Source organism: Algibacter sp. YIN40, from assembly GCF_057219435.1.
The window spans coordinates 1,321,356-1,341,377 of sequence record NZ_JBXVVC010000001.1 but is presented as its reverse complement, the minus strand read 5'-3'; the positions used below and the strand labels follow the sequence as shown (position 1 = coordinate 1,341,377).

Here is a 20,022-nt window from a genome sequence, read left to right as displayed (position 1 = left end):
ACTACTCTATTTAATAACCAGCTGCCTGTCCATCTTTTCTACTCTCAGAAGCACCTCTATATACTTTGTTTTTAGCATCCCATAGAATAGCTTGGTAACCACCATAACCTCCTAACCCAAATCCAACTTTATGTCGCTTCTGCATTAAACCTCTTACCGTTTTATAAGGTATTCTAGATTCTATATGGATGGTTCCAGTACCCTCTGCTGATTCTCCTGTTGGCTTCGATGTTCCTGAATGGTCCCAACGTGGAGCGTCACCAGCCTCTTGAATATTCATACCAAAATCAACAATATTCATAATTATTTGGGTATGCCCCATTGGTTGAAAATCGCCGCCCATAACACCAAAGCTTAAAAACGGCTCATCATCTTTGGTTACAAATGCAGGAATTATTGTGTGGAAAGGTCGCTTACCTGGTTCGTAAGTATTAAAATAACCGCGTTTTAAATTAAATAGTTCTCCTCTATTCTGAAGCATGAAACCCAACTTTGGAGGTGCCATTCCAGATCCCATTCCACGGTAATTACTTTGTATAAAAGAAACCATATTACCTTCTTTATCGGCAGTCGTTAAATAAATAGTTTCACCTGCACTTATTTCGCCAGCTTTATACTTAGATGCTTTATCAGTAATTAATTTTCGTCTTTCATTTGCATAATCATCTGAAATTAGTTTCTCAACTGGTACTTTTGCAAAATCCATATCGGCATAATATTTTGCGCGATCTTCAAACGCCAATTTTTTTGCTTCTGTAAACAAATGAAGATGTTCAGCACTTCCAAATTCTATTTTAGAAAAATCATATCCCTCAAGAATTTTAAGCATTTGCAAAGCAGCTATACCTTGTCCATTTGGAGGAAGTTCCCAAACATCATACCCTCTATAATTAATGGAAACAGGGTCTACCCATTCGCTTTTATGATTTTTTAAATCTTCCATAGATAAAAAACCTCCTTGGCTCTTTATAAAATCTGCAATAGTTTTTGCTACTTCTCCTTTATAAAATACATCCCTTCCTTCATTTGCTATTTTACGATATGTATTTGCTAAATATGGGTTTTTAAAAATTTCTCCTTCTTGTGGTATTTGTCCATCAATCATATAATTGTCCTCGATATTTGGATAATTATTTGCTCTAAATCTTTTTACACTTAAACCAAAATAATATCCTATAAGTTCAGTTAAAGGGAATCCATTTTCGGCATATTGAATTGCTGGTTCCAAAATATCGGTCATAGGTAATGACCCAAATTTATTATGTAGTTCAAACCAGCCATCTACTGCTCCTGGAACACTAACAGGCAATGGCCCATAAGATGGAATTTTTGTTAGACCTTTCTTCTCAAAATATTCTAATGTTAAGTCCTTTGGCGAACGCCCACTTGCATTAAGTCCATATAATTTTTTGGTTTTAGCATCCCAAAGAATTACAAACAAATCACCGCCTATACCGCAGCCAACAGGTTCCATTAAACCCAATGTAGCATTAGCTGCAATAGCGGCATCAATGGCATTACCTCCTTTTTTTAAGATATCTAAACCTACTTGGGTGGCTAATGGGTGACTTGACGCTACCATAGCATTTTGCGCAATAATTTCAGATCGAGTAGACCAAAGTTCTCCTGTAATTCTATCTTGAGCATTACACAATAAAATTAAAAAGAATAAAAACAAAACTAACTTATACTTTTTCATAAAATGGAATTTTAATTGATTAGAACGAGGCTTAACGAATTTACTCGTTTTATTTAAGATTATCAAGTAAGTATTTATTAAGAAACACAACAAACAAATAACACTATATTTGAAACATGTTTTTGAATTCTACTTTTTTAAAACTAAACAGAACACCTATTATATTAGTGTTTTCTAGTTTTCTATTCTATTTCTCTTTTGCTTATGATTTGGTGCGCACAGATTATTTAAAGTTAATTATGCTCTATGTAGCCCTGTTCTTTTTATTCTATAAACTAATACAAATATTAAAGTATAATTTAAAATTACTCGCCTTTTTAGCTTTTGGATTTCGAGCAGTTTTTATTTTGGCCATACCAAACTTATCTCAAGATTTTTATCGCTTTATCTGGGATGGCAGAATGATTTTAGAAGGTTTTAATCCTTATTTATACACGGTTGAATCTTTTATTTCTAAGGACATATTTCCAGTAGTACAAGCGCAAGAATTACGTAATGGTATGGGAGCTCTTAATGCGAGTCATTTCACCAATTACCCTCCATTAAATCAATTGTGTTTTGTGCTTGCTAATTTTTTTCCAGGCAACAGCATATTGAGTTCTGTTATTGGTTTAAGACTTATTATTATTGCTGCCGATTTTGGAACGCTTTATTTTGGTAAAAAACTACTCCAAAAACTTAATATGCCCGCTCATAACATCTTTTGGTATCTATTAAATCCGTTTATCATTATTGAGCTTACAGGGAATTTGCACTTTGAGGGTGTTATGATTTTCTTTTTAATTTGGAGTTTATATTTACTTCATTTGGGAAAATGGAAAATGGCTGCGATTATATTAGCTCTGTCAATTTCCGTTAAACTTATACCCTTAATATTTCTGCCTTTGTTTTATCAAAGGTTTGTTAAGACAAAGGAGCTTGAGGTACTGAAACAATCCCGAAAACATTCGGGACAGCATAGCGTAAAGAACAAAAAGAAGATTCCTCCTTTGGCAGGTATGACAAGATTAATACCCTTCTACTTTATTACAGGTATTACAACCCTATTATTATTTGCCCCGTTTTATTCTTCTGAATTCGTAAATAATTACACACAAACTGTTGCATTATGGTTTCAAAATTTTGAATTTAATGGCAGTATTTATTATATAGTAAGAGAAGTTGGATACACTTTTAGAGGTTATAATGAAATTGCTGTTATTGGTAAAGCAACATCAATTATTGTCATTCTATTCGTTTTAATATTAAGTTTTTTTAGGAAAAACAAAACGACTGTCGAACTTATAACTGCGATGTTATTTGCTTTATCATTCTACTATTTTACAGCAACTACTGTGCACCCTTGGTATATAGCAACACTCTTAATTTTATCGGTTTTCACAAAATATAAATTCCCACTAGTATGGAGCTTTGTAATTATTCTTAGCTATTTAGCTTATATAAATGTTGACAAGGCTGATAAATCTGAAAATTTGTGGATTATTACTTTAGAGTATGCAATTGTTTATGTTGTGTTTATTTGGGAAGTGTTTATAAAAAAGGCTCCCAAATTATCGGAAGCCTCGTAAATTTTGATATACTTAATACTTTTCAATATGAAAATAAGATAAATTGAACTAAATTCAATTCTAATTTCGCTGATAAATGATTCCACCAAAAAAAATCAAATTGGTTTTAAACTTTCTACTCGGTAAATTGGATTATCGTCATCGCCATCTTCAACAAAAGTGATTCTAAAATCCTTGTCGACTAAACTTTTATCGTTTTTTAAATCATACTGTTTTAAAACGCGAGGATGAACTTCTTCAAATGCCAATTCTTCTCCATTCTCAAACCAAAAATTGTAATAACCGTTTTTGTGCGATTTAAAAGCGGCTGTTCTCATAATTTATACTATTAATTTGTTAATCTTCTTCTGTGTCTTGATCTACTATATCTGGATCTTGTACTGCTTCTGGATCATCATTATCAAAATCTTCGTAATCGTCTTCATCAAAATTTTCCATAGTAACTTCTAATTTAGTACTTACTTTTACTAAATATTTAGTATCATAAGTAGTAACTTCAACAGCTTCAATAATTTCATTATTTAAGTTTCTAAAAGAAATAATGTGGTCATCATCATACCCATCCGGGTACTTTTCTACTAATAATGCGAGAATCTCAGGGGTTAATTTCTTAAAATCGACAATGACACGTTTTAAATTATCTTTTTTATTATGCATAGATACAATTGTTTGATAGCTCAGCTCTTTTACTAATCAATGGATAAATTAGCGATACCAGCTTATCATAATTATTTTTAATATTTAAATTTAATAATTTTTAATTTGAAGTCATTCATTTAATAAAAATTAAAGATGAATTTTGTAGATTAACTAGATGTTAAATCTATAAAAAATAAATACTCAAATACGTAATTGATTTTGAATTGCAGGAACACACACATAGAGAACTATATATGCAGAAGAAATGGAAGTTAGCTTTAAAATTCGGTCGCTTAATCGGTAAGCTGCTTTTGAATATGACTTCCTAATTTTCAAAAGCCCGAACACAGAAACAGGTTTCAATTTGTTCAGCTAATATGTATCAAATGTACTCTATTTTTAAATACGCAAGACATTTTTGAAAAAAAACAACTAAAGCATCTTAAGCGTGTTTAACTCCTGCTCCGTAAGATGTTTCCAACTACCACGAGGAATATCTTTTTTAGTAAGATGTCCGATAGCTACACAATCTAAATTTTCTATTTCATACTTTAAATAATCGAATATGGTACGAATGATTGTGTTTCCAGTATTCTTAATTTTTAAGCCTACTTCTTTTTTACTCGAACCATCGATATAACTAATTTCTTCGACACTAATTAATTTTCCTTCTACTTTAAAGCCTTCTTGAATCTTTTTCAAATCTTCTAACCTTAAATTTTTATTTAATTCTATATGAAATAAGCGAGCAACTCCATTTTTAGAGTTTGTAAATTTATCTACAATGGTATCATCGTTTGTAAATAACAATAAACCTTTAGAATTCCTTCCTAAGCGTCCAATAGGTTTTATTCTGGATGATGTTGCATTAGAGACTAAATCCATCACTGTCCTCCCCTTACCTTCACTGGTCGTTGTAGCAAACCCTTTTGGCTTATTAAGTAACACATAAGCTTTCTTTTCAGGATTGATTCTAGCACCATCATATCGCACTTCGTCTCCATGTTTTACTTTGAAACCCATTTCTGTAATCACTTTTCCGTTTACAGAAACTAACCCTGTGGCAATATGTACATCGGCTTCTCGACGTGAACACATGCCCGAATTAGCGACATATTTATTCAGTCTAATCTCATTAGGATTAGATGGTTTTTTGTTTTGTTGACCATCATTCTTTTTAAATGGAGCCTTCCCTTTCACAAAACTTTTTTTGAAAGTACCTTTATTACCTCCAACTGAAGTTTTTCCTTTTCTCTGTCCACCTTGTTGCTTACTCATAACTCTAATTTTGCTGCAAAGATATAGTTAAAATTACGATTGGCGATTTTGAATAACAATTTTGTTAAATTCTATTTAGCACCAAATCAACATTTATAAGAACGATACAGAAAACACCAGCAACAATAATGAATTTTAATATATTATGAAGAATTAAATAGTATGTTTTTGTATTAGATTTCCATAAAACAAAAAGAAAAACAAACAACAATGCAATGCAGAAATAGAAATATATAAACATATATCCTATCACAAAATTAAAAAGAAGTAAATACGTTGGTATAAATGTTAGAATTAATAACACTGTTAGCATGATTTTAGAAACCTTTTCACCATAAACAACAGGAATTGTTTTATAACCAAGTGTTAAATCTCCTTTTATATTTTCTAAATCTTTAGTTAGTTCTCGCATAGAAATCATAAGAAATAAAAATACTGCATGAACAAAAATAACCGTCTCGAAATTCTTGTAGTACATAAAAATGGCAAAAAATGGTGTAATGGTTAAAATAGCGGAAGTTAAGTTACCAATAAAAGGTAAGCGCTTTAGTTTATGCGAATAAAACCATATCCCAAATATGTAGCACGAAAAAAACATAACAGCTCTGAAGGATACATAACTTGCCATTACTACTGCAGCAAAGTTAAGCACAAAATAAAATGATAATTTTGTATTCTGGCTAACTAATTTATCTAACCTCGATTTAATTGGTCTATTAATTAAATCCTTTTCTGAATCATAAAAATTATTGATAATATAACCACCCGCAATGGTTGCTGAAGATGCAAGTACAATCATAAATAAATTAACATCAAATAGAACTTCCCTCAAGGGCTTATCATGCGCCAAAATATAAATAGAGGTAAGATATTGAGCTAGTACAATTATTAAGATGTTGTATCCCCGAACCACAGAAAACATACTAAAAAACTTAAGTAGAATATGCTTTTGTCTTCTGCTTAACATAAAAAATAATTTTGATCAGAACCTGAAATTAGTTCAGAATGAATAAAATGAAGATTAAAAGTTGTAAACGACTTCTAATTTATAATCTTTAAGCGCTAGTTTCGCTCTATCTATATCCTCGGTAAAACCTAAAATATAACCGCCACCACCAGAACCACAAAGTTTCAAGTAATACTCGTTAGTATCTAATCCTTTTTTCCAAAGTTCATGAAACTGTTTTGGAATCATAGGTTTAAAATGACTTAGTACGATTTTAGACAATTGCTTTGTGTTTTTAAACAACGATTTTATGTTGCCCTTTAAAAAATCTTCAACGCAAGCATCGGTATGTTTTATAAACTGGTCTTTCAACATATTACGAAACCCTTCTTGCTTCATGTTTTCCATAAAAAGACCAACCATTGGTGCTGTTTCGCCAATAATACCACTATCTAATAAAAACACAGCGTTCTTTCCTTCTATATTCTGAGATGGAATACCCGTAGCTTCTATGTTATCCTTAGAATTAATAAGAATTGGAATACTCAAATAACTATTTAAAGGGTCTAGACCAGAAGATTTACCATGAAAAAATGATTCCATTGCAGAAAAAATACTTTTCAATTTTAAAAGTTTTTCTCTAGTCAAATTTTCTAAAACTGTAATTTTATCTTTTGCATACTTATCATAAATAGCTGCGACTAAAGCACCACTACTTCCAACTCCATATCCTTGAGGTATAGATGAATCAAAGTACATGCCTTTTTTAACATCTATTGAAAGTTGTCTATTGTCAAACTCTACCAAACTTGAATCGATATTCAATAAATGTCGTGAAAATTCCTTTAAGCTTTCATTAGATTGTTTAACGCGGTCAGAAGAACCTTCATCTAATTTCAAAGCACCATTATAAAAGTTATAAGGAATTGATAAACCCTTGGAATCTTTGATAATACCATACTCCCCGAAGAGTAATATTTTTGAATAAAAAAGTGGTCCTTTCATTTAGCAATTATGATTTGGAATATAAAGTTACAAATGTTTTGCTCCAAAACCAATTCTGTCACAAATATACTGTCCATTTTGGCAATATGCAACTAATTCATTTTGAATGAATTCTAGACATGTCTTCGTTTCACTTTCTGGATAAAGCACATGCACATTTGCTCCCGCATCCAATGTAAAACAAAGCTTTGAGTCTGTTTTCTCTCTATAAGACCAAATTTTATTAATTATTTCTAACGTTTTTGGTTTCATTAAAATAAAATAAGGCATACTAGTCATCATCATGGCGTGTAAAGTTAATGCTTCACTTTCAACCAGTTTTATAAAAGCGTCAAAATTGCCATTTTTAAGAATAGATAAAAGATCTGAAAGGTTTTTATTTGCCTGTTTAAAACGTTTTTTTGCGTACGGATGCCCATGCATTAAATTGTGACCAACACTGCTACTCACTTGTTTTTCTCCTTTGTCTACTAATAAAATTGTATCCTGATAATTTTTGAAATTATTATGTATTTCATAAGGGTATTTAACTCCAAATAAATCTGAACTACCTTCTAATGCATTGTGCTTTCCCCAAACTACTAAATCTCCTTCCAAACTTCTACATGCACTACCAGAACCTAATCTTGCTAAAAATGAAGCTTTTTTTATGAAGAAATCTTTATTATAAGATTCCTCGACTGCGCTCGGAATGACACTAGAATTAATTAACTCATTTTCAATGCTCATTAAACATAATGCCAAAGCACTCATCCCTGAAGCTGAAGAAGCTATTCCTGAACTATGAGGAAACGTATTGGATGTTTCTATTTTAAAATGATAGTCTTTTAAAAAAGGCAAATAGGTTTTAATTCGCTTAAAGAAAGTTAAAATCTTTGGCTTAAAATCGGCTTTTAATTGTCCGTCTAAAAAAACCTCAAACGAAAAATCTGTATTTAACGCTTTTTTAGAAAAACTAACAGTCGTTGTAGTTTTGCAATTGTTAAGAGTAAAGCTTAATGATGGATTCTCTGGGATTTGATTTTCCTTTTTACCCCAATATTTAACTAAGGCGATATTACTTGGCGAAGACCAAGTGAAACTTCCATCTTCAATAGATTGTCCATAAGGATTTGGTATAAAATCTTTTTCTATCATACTAATTATTCTGCCGACAAAGATAGTAACTTTAGCATTGTTTTATAGTTCCTTGCGGTTGCGGTAACTTTTAATTTTCTTTCGAAAAAATTATTACCAAGTTTGGCTTTTCCATAACCTATCGAACAATAAAAATAAATACAATTATCCGTTATTTTAAATTCTTCGTTTGAACAGGTAAGTTTAGACACCTCGCCCACTAAAACCTTATTTGCTGGTGAATACAACATCATAAAATAACTATTTATTTTACTTTCTTCTGGAAACGGAGAGTTATCAAAAATTTGCTGTAATTCAAAAGGCGTTTTAACTAGAACAGGAACTTCAAAACCAAAATGAGATTTGATTGCATTATGAATTTTAGATTGTAATTTATCACTCTGGGAAGATTTGAATATTACATTCCCACTTTGAATGTAAGTCTGAACATTTTTTAATCCAACTTTGGCCAATACTTCACGAAGTTCTGCCATTGGTATTTTTTTGTGTCCACTAACGTTAATTCCTCTTAGAAGTGCAATGTATGTTTTCATTATCAACAAATATTTTTAGCTGCAATATAAGCACCTGTCCAAGCATTTTGAAAATTAAACCCTCCTGTAACGGCATCAATATTTAAAACTTCGCCTGCAAAATATAAGTTTTCAATTTTCTTACTTTCAAAAGTTTTAAAATTAACCTCTTTAAGATTTACGCCTCCGGCAGTAACAAACTCTTCCTTAAAAGTACTCTTTCCATCCACGTCAAAAACGGCTTGGGTAAGTTGATTAGCTAAATTTTCTAGTTGAGATTTATTTAAATCAGCCCATCTTGTGTCTTCATTCATATTAGCTGCTAAAACCATCTTATGCCAAAGTCTTTTCGGTAAATCGAATTGTGTAGATTTATAAACCGTTTTTTTAGCTAAATCTTGTTTTAATGCTTTTAAACTTTCCATACAGTCTTCAAAGGACTGCTTGATAAAATTGATTTCTATTCGAAATTTATAATCTCTTTTTGCAAATTCCAAAGCTCCAAATGCTGACAGTTTTAAAATTGATGGCGCACTCATACCCCAATGCGTAATTAGAAGCGGTCCTTCGCTCCATAAATTGGTGTTTAGAACTTTAACTTCAATATTTTTAGCTACAACTCCAGGGATATCTTTAATTCGATTATCTTGAATATTAAATGTAAACAAAGAAGGAACGGGTTGAGAAATAGTATGCCCTAAATGTTCCAATATATTCCAGATTTTAGGATTACTTCCGGTGGCTACCAAAAGTTTCTCAGAAGCGAAATCACCTTGTGTTGTTTCAATTTTAAAAACGCTATCTGGTTTCTCAATCGTTTTTACGGAATGATTGTACAATACTTCAACTCTGTATTTTTCAGCTTCACTTAAAAAACAATCAATAATGGTTTGAGATGAATTAGAAACAGGAAACATTCTACCATCATCTTCAATCTTCAATGCAATACCTCGCTTTTCAAACCATTCAATGGTATCACCTGTCATGAATTGATGAAAAGGACCTAACAATTCTTTTTCGCCCCTCGGATAATTCAAAATTAAATCTTGTGGAATAAATTCGGCATGCGTCACATTACAGCGTCCGCCACCGGAAATTTTTACTTTAGTTAATCCTTCTTTTCCGCGTTCCAGAATCGCAACTTTTAAACTAGGATTTTGTTCAGCGATATTAATTGCAGCAAAGAAACCGGCTGCCCCACCACCAATAATGATGATATCTTTGCGAATCATATTCTATCCGGGTAATCGGAGATAATACCGTCCACGCCATACGATTTAATTCGCGCTAATGGTTTTAGATTATTAACTGTAAAAGCAAATACCTTATAATTTTGTTTTAGCTCTTCCACAATTTCTGCTGTAAGCATGGTGTAATTTGCATGAATAGCAACGGCGTTAACTGTTTTAGCAAAGGCAACGGCGCGTTCTATACTACTATCTGTTAGCACACCAAGTGGTATGTTCTTGTTAATGCTATATACCGTTTCCAGTAAATCTTTTTCAAAACTAGAAACTAGCAAATTACTATAATCCCATCCTTTTTTTTCTACATAAAAAGTTAATATTCTAGCGGCTTCCTTTGCTGTATCATGGCCTTTCAATTCAACATTAAGTAAACATTTGTTTTCAACTAAAGTTAAAACTTGTGCTAAAGTGGGAATTTCATAATTCCCTTTAGTCTTCAATTTCTTCAATTCTCTATAGGTGAATTTTGAGATTTCTCCAGTTCCATCAGTCATTCTATCTAAAGTAAAATCATGAAAAACAACCAATTCTCCTGAGGCACAGCGATGTACATCAATCTCGATTCCATCAACACCTAATTGTAAAGCTTTTTTTATGGATGCTAAAGTGTTCTCTGCAACGTGCCCTTTTACGCCTCTGTGGCCAATTTTTAAAACAGGTAAATTCATTTATGAATTATAAAAAAGTAAATATTATCTGTGTAAATTTAGCACTATAAATTCTGATTGCCTAAAATGAATAAAATTCTATCACTATTTTTTTTAATTTTTTCTAGTTGCAGCACTGGAAAATTACATATTATCGCCGATTTACCATCTAGTTTAAAAGAAGCTTCTGCTATTGAAAAAGTTGTGAATTCGAACTTACTTTGGACGATTGAAGATTCTGGAAACAAAAACAATATTTACGGTTTAGATTTAAAAGGAAACATTGTAAAAGATATAGATATTAGCAATTCCAGTAATATTGATTGGGAAGATTTAACCTCCGACAAACAAGGAAATCTCTACATTGGCGACTTTGGCAACAATAGTAAAAATAGAGACGATTTTACCATTTATAAAGTTTCGAACTTGAAGGCAAATAAAACCAACGCAGAACGTATAAATTTTGTTTTACCTCAAAGCGTTAAACCAAAAGATTTTGAAAGTTTTTTTCTTTACAATGATTTTTTCTACCTGTTTAGTAAAGAAAATAAATCAAGTATGGTTTTTAAAGTACCCAATAAAATTGGATTACATACAGCAACGTTACTTGAAAAATTTAACTTAGAAGGCAAAAACCATAGAATTACCTCGGCAGATATAAGTAATGATGGCATAACCATAGTATTGTTAAATCATAACAAACTCTGGAAGATTACTAATTTTAAAGGTGATAATTTCTTTGAAGGCAACATACAAGAATTAAAATTCGGCCATAATTCTCAAAAGGAAGGCATTTGTTTTAAAGATGCTAAAACAGTTTATATTACTGATGAAAAAACTAAAAGTAATGGTGGGAATTTGTATGGGTTTGGGTTGTGATTGAGTATATGATGTTCGTTTAATGCAAAGATAAGGTTCCGTTTTAATGAACTTTATCGGTAGTTAAACGAAGGTAGTAGAAATTTTTACAAAGTCAACTAAAAAAAGACCATGAATAAGTTTAAAACCCAAACCCCATTCTAAAGGCTAATCGCAACCCATCATCACTATTAAATGCTGATAAATTAAGAGTTATCATATCCGCGGCATTGGCAAATATGCCACCACCAAACGAATTATTCCATTTATCAGAGTCCTCGCCATCTAACCATACACGCCCATAATCTACACCGCCATAAATACCAATATTAAGTGGTAATAACCCTGTTTTAACCTTACGAAGATTTATGCGTACATCTGTACTTTGTACAAAGGCAGAATTACCTACAAAACGTTCATTTCTATAGCCTCGTAGACCATTGTTTGCTCCTAAGTTCGCACCTTGATAAAACTCGAAATCATCTCCTAAATTAACATGCCCTTTTAGTTTGGTTGCTAGCACCAATTGTCCGCTTGGTATGAGTTTATAATCGAAAGCCAATTCTGGAATAATATAACCAAAACCTTTAGACGTACTTACATTGTTTTTATATCCTGTTTGAATTGCAAATAACATCCCCAATGTTGGAAATGCCGCATTATCTAAATTTGCATATTGATACTTTGCATCAACGCCGTAAAAATCTTGCTTATCGAATATAGATGCTGGTAAGACTCCCAACATGTCAACAAACCGTCCAGCCGTTTTATCGACTTCATTCGATTCATAAGACAGTCCTATTCTTAAGGTAGATCCCAAGTCACCTCTGCAGGTTAAAGCTGGTGATATTCTAAAAGTTCTTAGCTTTACACGGTTATAATCTAAATCGAAATTATCGCCATCTTCTGCTTCAGGATTGATAGATTCGTTACCAAACCCGAAAAAGTTAACGGCATAGTTTGGGCTTGTAAACTTAGTATCAATACTTAAATTCCAATGGCCAACAACATTTGCAAATTCCGCATGATAACCCAAATCGAAACCGCTAGTAGCAAAATAATAAGCTGCAGATAATGTATGTTGTGAACTAAACGGATTACGTTCAAATCCATAGTTAGTAATAGTGTTTACAAAACCTATTTTAAATCCGTCATCTGGATTTGCACCCAAAGATGGCACAAACTGATTCGAACTGTTTTTTAACTTCTTGTAATCGTAAACATTGGTTTCGTAATTATCTGTAAGCTTCTTACTCCCTTTGTTAGTAACAAATTCATTAGGTTTCGATTTATGGTCGTAAATCTTAAGCTTTTTTCCGTTTGAAATGTTATAAACATCTTTATTCTGCCCACCTATTAATCGTATTTTAATAAGTTTATCACCTGCTCCAAAAACTTTAAACCTATCAACATCATCTAAACCGTATACCCAAACTTCTTTTGTATGCTCGCAGGTATATGTTCTATTGTGAAACATATCTGTTTTTTTTCCTTTCTTTATTCTATAAGCACTTACTTTAGTAGCTCCATTTGGTAAACGCTCAATATCGAACCAATCGTCTTTATTTGTTCCTTTTACAACTGCATATTTATTAATATGCTCGTAATAGGCATCTGATATTTTTTGAAGATTTGCCCGCCTTCCAATTAGTTTTTGCTTAATTTCTTGAATAGAATTTTGATTCACTTCAGACGGGAAGTTCTTAAACGCCTCATCTATCACATCATCAGTTAATCCTTGAACAATGCGTGTAACCTGTGCATCCCAAACTTGCTTATCTGATTGATTGATGAGCGCCATATCTAAAGGGTACGGTTCTAAATTGAACCATTTCGGACTCTTTAACTCTTCATCGTAGCTTTGCATCAAGCGCAGCGAAGGCACAATTTTAGTTGCTAAGCTTAATAAGGCGCCATCTGCCATAATAGAAAAAGCCTGATCGCGATCTCGAGGCACTGGCCGGTATACTTTTTTTCCATCTTCCTTAAATTCCGCCCAACGCCATTGGTCTTCATGTCTATCCCAATCGCCAATAAGCATATCGAATAAACGGGCTCGAATATATGATGCTTCATCTAACACAAAATCTTCATCTTTATTTAACTTTTTTAAGACATCATCGGTACTAATTAATTCATCTGAAAATCCAAAACTTGCCTTATCGCCATGACCGGAATCGGTACGTTCTTCTATCATATATAATTCATCTCCAAACTCACTTGCGAAATGCCCTAAAGCATTTTGTTTCGGGACATAATACAATACTGGGTTTGGGTGATAAACACCTACAGCATCAGACAACGTTCCAATAGTGAATGGCGCATACGGGTGTGCTCCAGTAAAGACATCTAGTAACAGTCCCTCGGTATAAGTATCATCAAACTGCCCCTCTATATATTGATCCTTAAAGGCTACGGCTTGCAAATATTGAACAGCATTTTTCCGCAGGGCCCTCATAACATATTCACGTCCCTTTTTATCTTTAAAACGCAATGATTTTGATTGATGGCCACCACCTTTTCTTATTACGGTTAATCCACCAAATAAGGTATCTAAATCTACGGTTGGGGCATTAATTTTAGCACTAAAATCTTCGCGATATCTATCTCCCCAGAACATTTTATATAATCCTCCTTTGGTCGTTTCATTATCCGTATAAATTGAAGCAGTTTTATTGGTTGGGTAAGATGTTGGATAGGTATTGAACACTTTTTTATCGTCCTCTTTAATTACTTGCGTTTGAAAAACCACTTTATTATCTGCATAATAACGAACATGTGACGATCCATCTTTAAACACATCTAATCTCGCATAACCAGGTGCGCCATATGAAAATTGTCCACCGCCTACATTTCTTGTTGGATTGGTTTTAGATCCTGAACCGCTAACAATTTGTGGCAGATTATCTTCTAAAATATATTGCAGGTTATGGTCGTGACCAGAAACAAAAATTGTTTTATCATTCTCTTGAGATAGCGTAATAACCCTTTTTCTGAATTCATTGTAGCGCTTATTTTGGTCATCTACTGTTACTACGCCGCCCGTTTTTCTAATTAAATTCTTTAAAGTTCCAAGAACAGGAATTGGAGACATATGGCTTCCAAAAGAGTATTGCCCGCCATGAGACCCATTTGTAAACATGGGATGATGAAGCGCAATAATGGTCGTTTTACCTCGTGCTTTTTTAATTTCACCTTCCAGCTCATCAAAAAACTTTTGTCTTGTTTTTATATCACAATCGTCATTAATTGTTGGGTGTTTATCCCAATCGGTCATATACCACTCTGAATCTATTACGATTAAAATGATATTCTTCGTAATCTCAACCTTTTCAATTGGGCAACCATCTTCAGGTAAAAAAGTGTTTTTTCCTAACGCGTCTTCAATATATTTTTCTTGACGCTTTAAACCTTTTAATCCGTTGCTATACCAATCATGATTTCCTGGAATAAAAACCGTTTCACCTTTAAAATCTTTAACTGCATTAATTTGAGTATTCAATTGAGTTTCGGCTTCAGAGCGACCTTCTTCATCTTTTTTTGGCAACCCTTTTGGATAAATATTGTCTCCTAAAAAAATAACCGTGCTATTTTTAGAAGCTTTTGAAAGTTCGGTTTTAAAACTGCTTATAGCACTAGAAGATTCTGAATCTCCTGCTATTCCGGCATCTCCAATGAGATAAAATGAGTGTTTTATTTCTTTATCTGGAAATATGGACTGTACAGTCTTATCCTTATACTGCAGATTATATGTAGCGCAGGCATTTAGCATGAATATAAGGGCAACTAATATTGCTGATTTTTGAAACTTCATTGGTTGGTGAATTAATTCATTAAAGATAATCATTAGAAATTTATTTAATTCCAAATTAACTTACTGCGCTCTTCCCAATAGTCTTTTGCAGAACCCTTCAAACCCTTCAATAAAAGAATTTCATCTTCCGAAAAACTAAAGTCTAAAGCTTTCATATTTTCCTTTAGCTGAATTCGATTTGAAGCACCGCTTAAAACATAAGTCGGTTGTAAGTTATCAATCACAAAACGTAATGCAATAGCATCAACGCCTACTTGATACTTTTTTGATAACTGATTAAAAACCTGATAAGCGTGATTGCAATGCTTGAATTCTTCATTAATAAAAACCCTACCATTTGCCAAAGCTTCTTTAATAATGACAGATTTTCCTTGTGATAAAACAGTTTTCAAAATTTCAAAAGCATCTTGTTCAAACACATTAAATGTTACTTGAAAACTATCAAATAGCGATTCATTTTCAACTTTTATACTTAAAGCAGATTCAATCACATCTTTTTGATTTTCTCCACTTGTGGTGATTCCAATTTTTAACCCTGTTGCCTTTTTTATTTGATGTAATTGATTTAAAACAGCTTCGTTATCCAGAATACCACTTTCATAAGTAGTCGAATGCACTTGATAATATTTTAACTGAGGCATTAATGCTTTTGAAACCTCCCATTGTTCCTGTAACTTCGCTAATGAATGTTCTTTAATTTCGTGTTTTCCAGAATAACCCAACTCCCAATTCGCTACATAAGTGTAACCCCATTTTGTTCCTAAAACAGCCTCTTTATATTTTCTGGTATCATTCCATTCTTGTAAAAATGCCTCACCTTTTCCATAAGAAGGTGCTGTATCAAAATAACGGACACCTAAGGCATAAGCTTCATCTAAAACCGAAAGTGTATTCTGTTTAAAAGCTACCTCAGTTTTATCTATAGATTCATCTTCTCTTATATTGATATATTCTGGACGCCCTAAAGCCGCTAGTCCTAACCCAATTTTTGTATTACTTTTTGTCATTAATTTATAACTTCGGTTTCTATTAAAGTATCGGACATCAACGTTCTATGAACCGGACATTTTGAAGCAATTTCTTTAAGTTTTGCTTTTTGAGTCTCATCTAAATTACCAATAAATTTCAATCGTTTTTGTAGGTGGTCTATACGTCTAGGTTTCTCTAAATCTAACATTAAATCGTCACTGTGCTTTTTAGAATACGTAATGTAAGCGTACACTTCTTGTAAATCCCATTTTTTACGTTCTGCATACATTTTCAAAGTCATTACGGTACATGCGGCTAATCCTGCGCTTAAAAAATCGTAAGGAGAAGGCCCAAAATCATCACCTCCTATACTTACTGGTTCATCAGCAATAAAACTGTGTTTTTTGGTTTGAATAGACGTCGTAAAATTATCTTCCGCCAAATTTAAATGTGCCACTAATTGTTCTCCATTGGGATCTAACATCGTGTTATCCTGAGGTTCAAAATAACGGTCTGCCCAAGTGCCAATTATATTACCAACGTATTTACTGTCCTTTGATTTCGACAACAGGTGATCGGCATTGTCTAAACTCACAAAACTTTTTGGGTGATGTGCATTATGGTATAACTCGTGTGCATTATTTATACCCACCACACCATCAAACGGCGCATGCATAATCAACAATGGTTTCCTTAAGTTTTTAGTAATCTCTGGTAAATTTATTTTATCAAAATCTTCCACAAAACGATTATCTATTTTGAAGGGCCTTCCGCCAATATTCACCTCAACTTCACCTTTTTCTTTTACTTCTTCAATCCCGTGCGAGAACAAGTGTGTCACATGATTTACCGTTGATGGTGCTCCTACTGTAGCCACTGCTTTTATGTTTTCTAACTTTGAAGCAGCTACAATAACTGCTGCACCTCCTAGAGAATGTCCAACTAATAAGCCTGGTGCTTTATATTGTTCAGTTATATAATCGTTTACTGCTATTAAATCGTCTATATTGGCAGAGAAATAACTCTCCGCAAACTCCCCTTCACTCCTACCTAAACCCGTGAAATCGAAACGTACCACACCAAAACCATGAGACGTTAATGATCTACTAATATTTTTTACCGCAGACAAATTACTATTGCAAGTGAAACAATGCGCAAAAATGGCAAAATAGTGCGGCTTTTGATCTGCAGGTAATTCAAGATATGCCTGTAATTTATGTCCTTTTTTATTCTGAATACTTAGTCGTTCGTGATTCATTCTTTAAATGCTTTAATTTATTTTGGTCTGTGTATTTTGAAAAGTTTTTCAATAACATTTGCAGCTTGGGATTGATAAAACTTTCACAAAACGGTTTTTCTGGGTTGTTATAATAATAATTCTGAATTTGCTCTCTTGAGGCTTTAAACCTATCAAAAGGGAGAATCTGTGTAATAAGTTTATTTTGAAACTGGAATTGAAATAGCTCCAAATGAGATTTTACTAGATTATTTTGATCTTCTGAAAACGTATAAATCGCAGAACGGTATTTAGTTCGCATAGAATGATTTGAGGTGCTTTTATGCGTATGCAAATGGACTTCAATAAGAATAGAAAGTGGGATTTTAGAGTCATCAAAATATACAATAACCGCTTCTGAAAATTCACTGTTTGCATCAGTTGAAGCCACAAAACCTTGTTCTACTTTTGAAACACCTATTAACGATTGAAATACAGCTTCTGTACACCAATGGCAACCACCTCCTAATGCTATTTTATTTAATTTATTCATCACAATAATTTCTCAATCCACTTAGCCAATTCTTTATTAGATGGATTTCTTAATTTCTTTGCGCCAATAGTTATTGTTGGAAAATTAAGTTTTCTGTTTTCATAAAGATTACACAATGCTTCAGCATGATCAGTATTTAACTCCACATCTAAAAACTCATATTTCAAATTTAAATGTTCTAGAAACTTTTTATAATATTGACTTTTATGGCACCTTTCGGTGCCATAAAGTTTAATTTCATTTAACATGACTTACATTGTTTTTAGCAACTCGATTGCCGCATCTGGGTTCAAATGAAAATCTGAAAACACCACATTGTCATGCTTATCTATAAACAAAAACCAAGGTGTTCCTCCTGTTTGATAGTTTTTCATAATATTGGACTCAGACTTCCCGTCATCACCAGCATCATAACCAAATGGGATTATTAAATCGTATTGCTTTTGAGTTTCAAGCATCTTTTCATAAGTATTTTCATGATACCCTTCAAAAACGGTTTGTATTGCTAGAAATACCACATTATCATTCTCTTTCAAAGCATCTGCCATTTTCTTCAAATCTGGCAAACCTTTACTATGACAACCTGGACACCAACTTTGAAAACAGTAAACCACTTTAAATTTATCTTTAAAATCTGAAAGCTTGATACTATCTGTTTTTACACCATTAGCATTTACCCAATCTTTAACTCCAAATTCTGGAGCTTTAAAAACATTTTCATGCCCTAATTGATTTGACATATAATTGTCCCTTTCTTTAAATTTAATTTTCATCTACTTCAACTTATCTGCATGAAGTTTACGTAGTTTCGATAACTTTGGAGTGATTACAAAACTGCAATACCCTTGTGCCTGATTACTTCTATAATAATCTTGATGTTCTTTTTCTGCTTCATAAAAAACATCCAAAGGACTTATTTCGGTTACAATTGGATTATCATAATAAGGCGTAACTTCCTTTACAACAATTTCTGCAATTTCTCTTTGCGCATCACCGTGATAATAAATAACCGAACGGTATTGCGTGCCTCTATCTGCTCCTTGTCTATTCAAAGTTGTGGGGTCATGTGTTGTCATAAAAATGACTAAAATATCTTCATAAGAAATAATATTTGCATCAAAAGTTATTTGAACCACTTCGGCATGTCCAGTTAAACCAGAACAAATCTCGCGATATGTTGGCTGCCCTGGAGCATTTCCCCCCGAGTATCCTGACACTACTTTTTCTACACCTTTTACTTCTTGAAAAACTGCTTCTGTACACCAAAAGCATCCACCACCAACAGTAGCAATTTGTATATTCTTATTGTTCATTAACTACCCCTTTCTCTAATTGTAAAGACTCTGAATTAATGCAATATCTCAATCCGCTGGGTTCTGGTCCATCTGGAAACACATGCCCTAAATGAGCATCACATGTATTACACATAACCTCAACGCGCACCATACCAAAAGCAGTATCTCTTTGATACTTAATCGCATTTTCTTTTATAGGCTGTGTAAAACTAGGCCACCCTGTACCAGATTCAAACTTAATAGTAGAATTGAATAAAGGCGTATTGCAGCAAATGCAGTTGTATTTTCCAGCCTCATGAATACTGCAAAGTGCACCACTATGGGGTCGCTCTGTACCTTTTAATCTAGTAATTCTGAATTGTTCTGGAGTGAGTTGTGCCTTCCAATCTGCTTCAGTTTTTTCGACACGTTTGTCTGGGTTTGGGTTTCCTTTTACGGAAAAGTTGATTACTTCTTTCCAAGTTAGCATAATTAAGTTTCCTTTCTTTTTTAGTTAATTATAATATGCTTTTCAACCAAATTTTAGTCGAAACAACAATCAAAAACTTACATATAATAAATTCAATAACATTATTGAAAGCATTCATGAAATTTACGACAAATATTTACGTTTTATGTACTACAACTTTATGTTAAATA

Annotated in this window: 20 protein-coding genes; 2 read left to right on the top strand and 18 right to left on the bottom strand. The window is 32.9% G+C overall.

All coding sequences use genetic code 11. The features are described from left to right. Positions 1-10 precede the first annotated feature (10 nt). Entirely contained in the window at positions 11-1,699 is a 1,689-nt protein-coding gene (ggt, locus tag AC2D6V_RS06175; RefSeq protein ID WP_484647186.1) for a gamma-glutamyltransferase, read from the bottom strand. Positions 1,700-1,815: 116 nt separating this feature from the next. On the opposite strand from ggt, the gene AC2D6V_RS06170 reads away from it, so the two are divergent. Beyond that, a complete protein-coding gene (locus AC2D6V_RS06170; protein ID WP_484647185.1) occupies positions 1,816-3,267 on the top strand; it encodes an MptA/MptB family glycosyltransferase in 1,452 nt (483 codons plus the stop codon). A 95-nt stretch (positions 3,268-3,362) separates the two neighbouring features. Here the strand turns inward: AC2D6V_RS06170 and AC2D6V_RS06165 are convergent, their stop codons facing one another. From AC2D6V_RS06165 to AC2D6V_RS06125, 9 genes are all read right to left on the bottom strand, one after another. Further along, positions 3,363-3,584: a hypothetical protein gene (locus AC2D6V_RS06165; RefSeq protein WP_484647184.1), complete on the bottom strand. Its 222-nt coding sequence runs from the start codon at positions 3,582-3,584 to the stop codon at positions 3,363-3,365. A 19-nt stretch (positions 3,585-3,603) separates the two neighbouring features. After that, positions 3,604-3,924 (bottom strand): hypothetical protein, encoded by a 321-nt coding sequence (locus AC2D6V_RS06160; protein WP_484647183.1) that lies wholly within the window; start codon positions 3,922-3,924, stop codon positions 3,604-3,606. A 414-nt stretch (positions 3,925-4,338) separates the two neighbouring features. Continuing rightward, positions 4,339-5,184 (bottom strand): pseudouridine synthase, encoded by an 846-nt coding sequence (locus AC2D6V_RS06155; RefSeq protein ID WP_484647182.1) that lies wholly within the window; start codon positions 5,182-5,184, stop codon positions 4,339-4,341. Positions 5,185-5,248: 64 nt separating this feature from the next. Further along, entirely contained in the window at positions 5,249-6,151 is a 903-nt protein-coding gene (locus AC2D6V_RS06150; protein ID WP_484647181.1) for a geranylgeranylglycerol-phosphate geranylgeranyltransferase, read from the bottom strand. Positions 6,152-6,205: 54 nt separating this feature from the next. Further along, a complete protein-coding gene (locus AC2D6V_RS06145; protein WP_484647180.1) occupies positions 6,206-7,135 on the bottom strand; it encodes a mevalonate kinase family protein in 930 nt (309 codons plus the stop codon). Positions 7,136-7,162: 27 nt separating this feature from the next. Further along, the gene (locus AC2D6V_RS06140; RefSeq protein WP_484647179.1) at positions 7,163-8,272 is read right to left on the bottom strand and encodes a diphosphomevalonate decarboxylase; all 1,110 of its coding nucleotides are present in this window, start codon (positions 8,270-8,272) and stop codon (positions 7,163-7,165) included. A 5-nt stretch (positions 8,273-8,277) separates the two neighbouring features. Beyond that, positions 8,278-8,805, bottom strand: a complete 528-nt coding sequence (locus AC2D6V_RS06135; protein ID WP_484647178.1) for a DUF1697 domain-containing protein — start codon at positions 8,803-8,805, stop codon at positions 8,278-8,280. Between the two features lie 2 nt (positions 8,806-8,807). After that, positions 8,808-10,016, bottom strand: a complete 1,209-nt coding sequence (locus AC2D6V_RS06130; RefSeq protein WP_484647177.1) for a BaiN/RdsA family NAD(P)/FAD-dependent oxidoreductase — start codon at positions 10,014-10,016, stop codon at positions 8,808-8,810. Next, on the bottom strand, positions 10,013-10,699 hold the full coding sequence (locus AC2D6V_RS06125) for a glycerophosphodiester phosphodiesterase (protein ID WP_484647176.1): 687 nt from the start codon (positions 10,697-10,699) through the stop codon (positions 10,013-10,015). Before AC2D6V_RS06125 ends, AC2D6V_RS06130 begins: the two co-directional genes overlap by 4 nt. Positions 10,700-10,765: 66 nt before the next feature. On the opposite strand from AC2D6V_RS06125, the gene AC2D6V_RS06120 reads away from it, so the two are divergent. Next, a complete protein-coding gene (locus tag AC2D6V_RS06120; protein ID WP_484647175.1) occupies positions 10,766-11,557 on the top strand; it encodes a hypothetical protein in 792 nt (263 codons plus the stop codon). Positions 11,558-11,678: 121 nt separating this feature from the next. Here AC2D6V_RS06120 and AC2D6V_RS06115 read toward each other — a convergent pair whose 3' ends face one another. Genes AC2D6V_RS06115 through msrB form a run of 8 tightly spaced genes read right to left on the bottom strand, consistent with a single transcriptional unit; the run spans position 11,679 to position 19,852 of the window. Next, on the bottom strand, positions 11,679-15,383 hold the full coding sequence (locus tag AC2D6V_RS06115) for a metallophosphoesterase (protein WP_484647174.1): 3,705 nt from the start codon (positions 15,381-15,383) through the stop codon (positions 11,679-11,681). Positions 15,384-15,394: 11 nt separating this feature from the next. Then, positions 15,395-16,357 (bottom strand): aldo/keto reductase, encoded by a 963-nt coding sequence (locus AC2D6V_RS06110; protein WP_484647173.1) that lies wholly within the window; start codon positions 16,355-16,357, stop codon positions 15,395-15,397. After that, positions 16,357-17,577 (bottom strand): bifunctional alpha/beta hydrolase/OsmC family protein, encoded by a 1,221-nt coding sequence (locus AC2D6V_RS06105; RefSeq protein ID WP_484647172.1) that lies wholly within the window; start codon positions 17,575-17,577, stop codon positions 16,357-16,359. The genes AC2D6V_RS06110 and AC2D6V_RS06105 overlap by 1 nt, the downstream gene beginning before the upstream one ends. Beyond that, the gene (locus tag AC2D6V_RS06100) at positions 17,546-18,088 is read right to left on the bottom strand and encodes a peptide-methionine (S)-S-oxide reductase (RefSeq protein ID WP_484647171.1); all 543 of its coding nucleotides are present in this window, start codon (positions 18,086-18,088) and stop codon (positions 17,546-17,548) included. The genes AC2D6V_RS06105 and AC2D6V_RS06100 overlap by 32 nt, the downstream gene beginning before the upstream one ends. Beyond that, on the bottom strand, positions 18,088-18,336 hold the full coding sequence (locus AC2D6V_RS06095; protein ID WP_484647170.1) for a glutaredoxin family protein: 249 nt from the start codon (positions 18,334-18,336) through the stop codon (positions 18,088-18,090). The genes AC2D6V_RS06100 and AC2D6V_RS06095 overlap by 1 nt, the downstream gene beginning before the upstream one ends. A 3-nt stretch (positions 18,337-18,339) precedes the next feature. Further along, positions 18,340-18,861 carry a peroxiredoxin family protein gene (locus AC2D6V_RS06090; protein WP_484647169.1) on the bottom strand — a complete coding sequence of 174 codons (522 nt, stop codon included), beginning with the start codon at positions 18,859-18,861 and terminating at the stop codon, positions 18,340-18,342. Next, positions 18,862-19,401 carry a peptide-methionine (S)-S-oxide reductase MsrA gene (gene msrA / locus AC2D6V_RS06085; RefSeq protein WP_484647168.1) on the bottom strand — a complete coding sequence of 180 codons (540 nt, stop codon included), beginning with the start codon at positions 19,399-19,401 and terminating at the stop codon, positions 18,862-18,864. It lies immediately after the preceding gene. Then, positions 19,391-19,852, bottom strand: coding sequence for a peptide-methionine (R)-S-oxide reductase MsrB (gene msrB, locus AC2D6V_RS06080; protein WP_484647167.1), 462 nt, complete (start codon positions 19,850-19,852; stop codon positions 19,391-19,393). The genes msrA and msrB overlap by 11 nt, the downstream gene beginning before the upstream one ends. Positions 19,853-20,022: the final 170 nt, after the last annotated feature.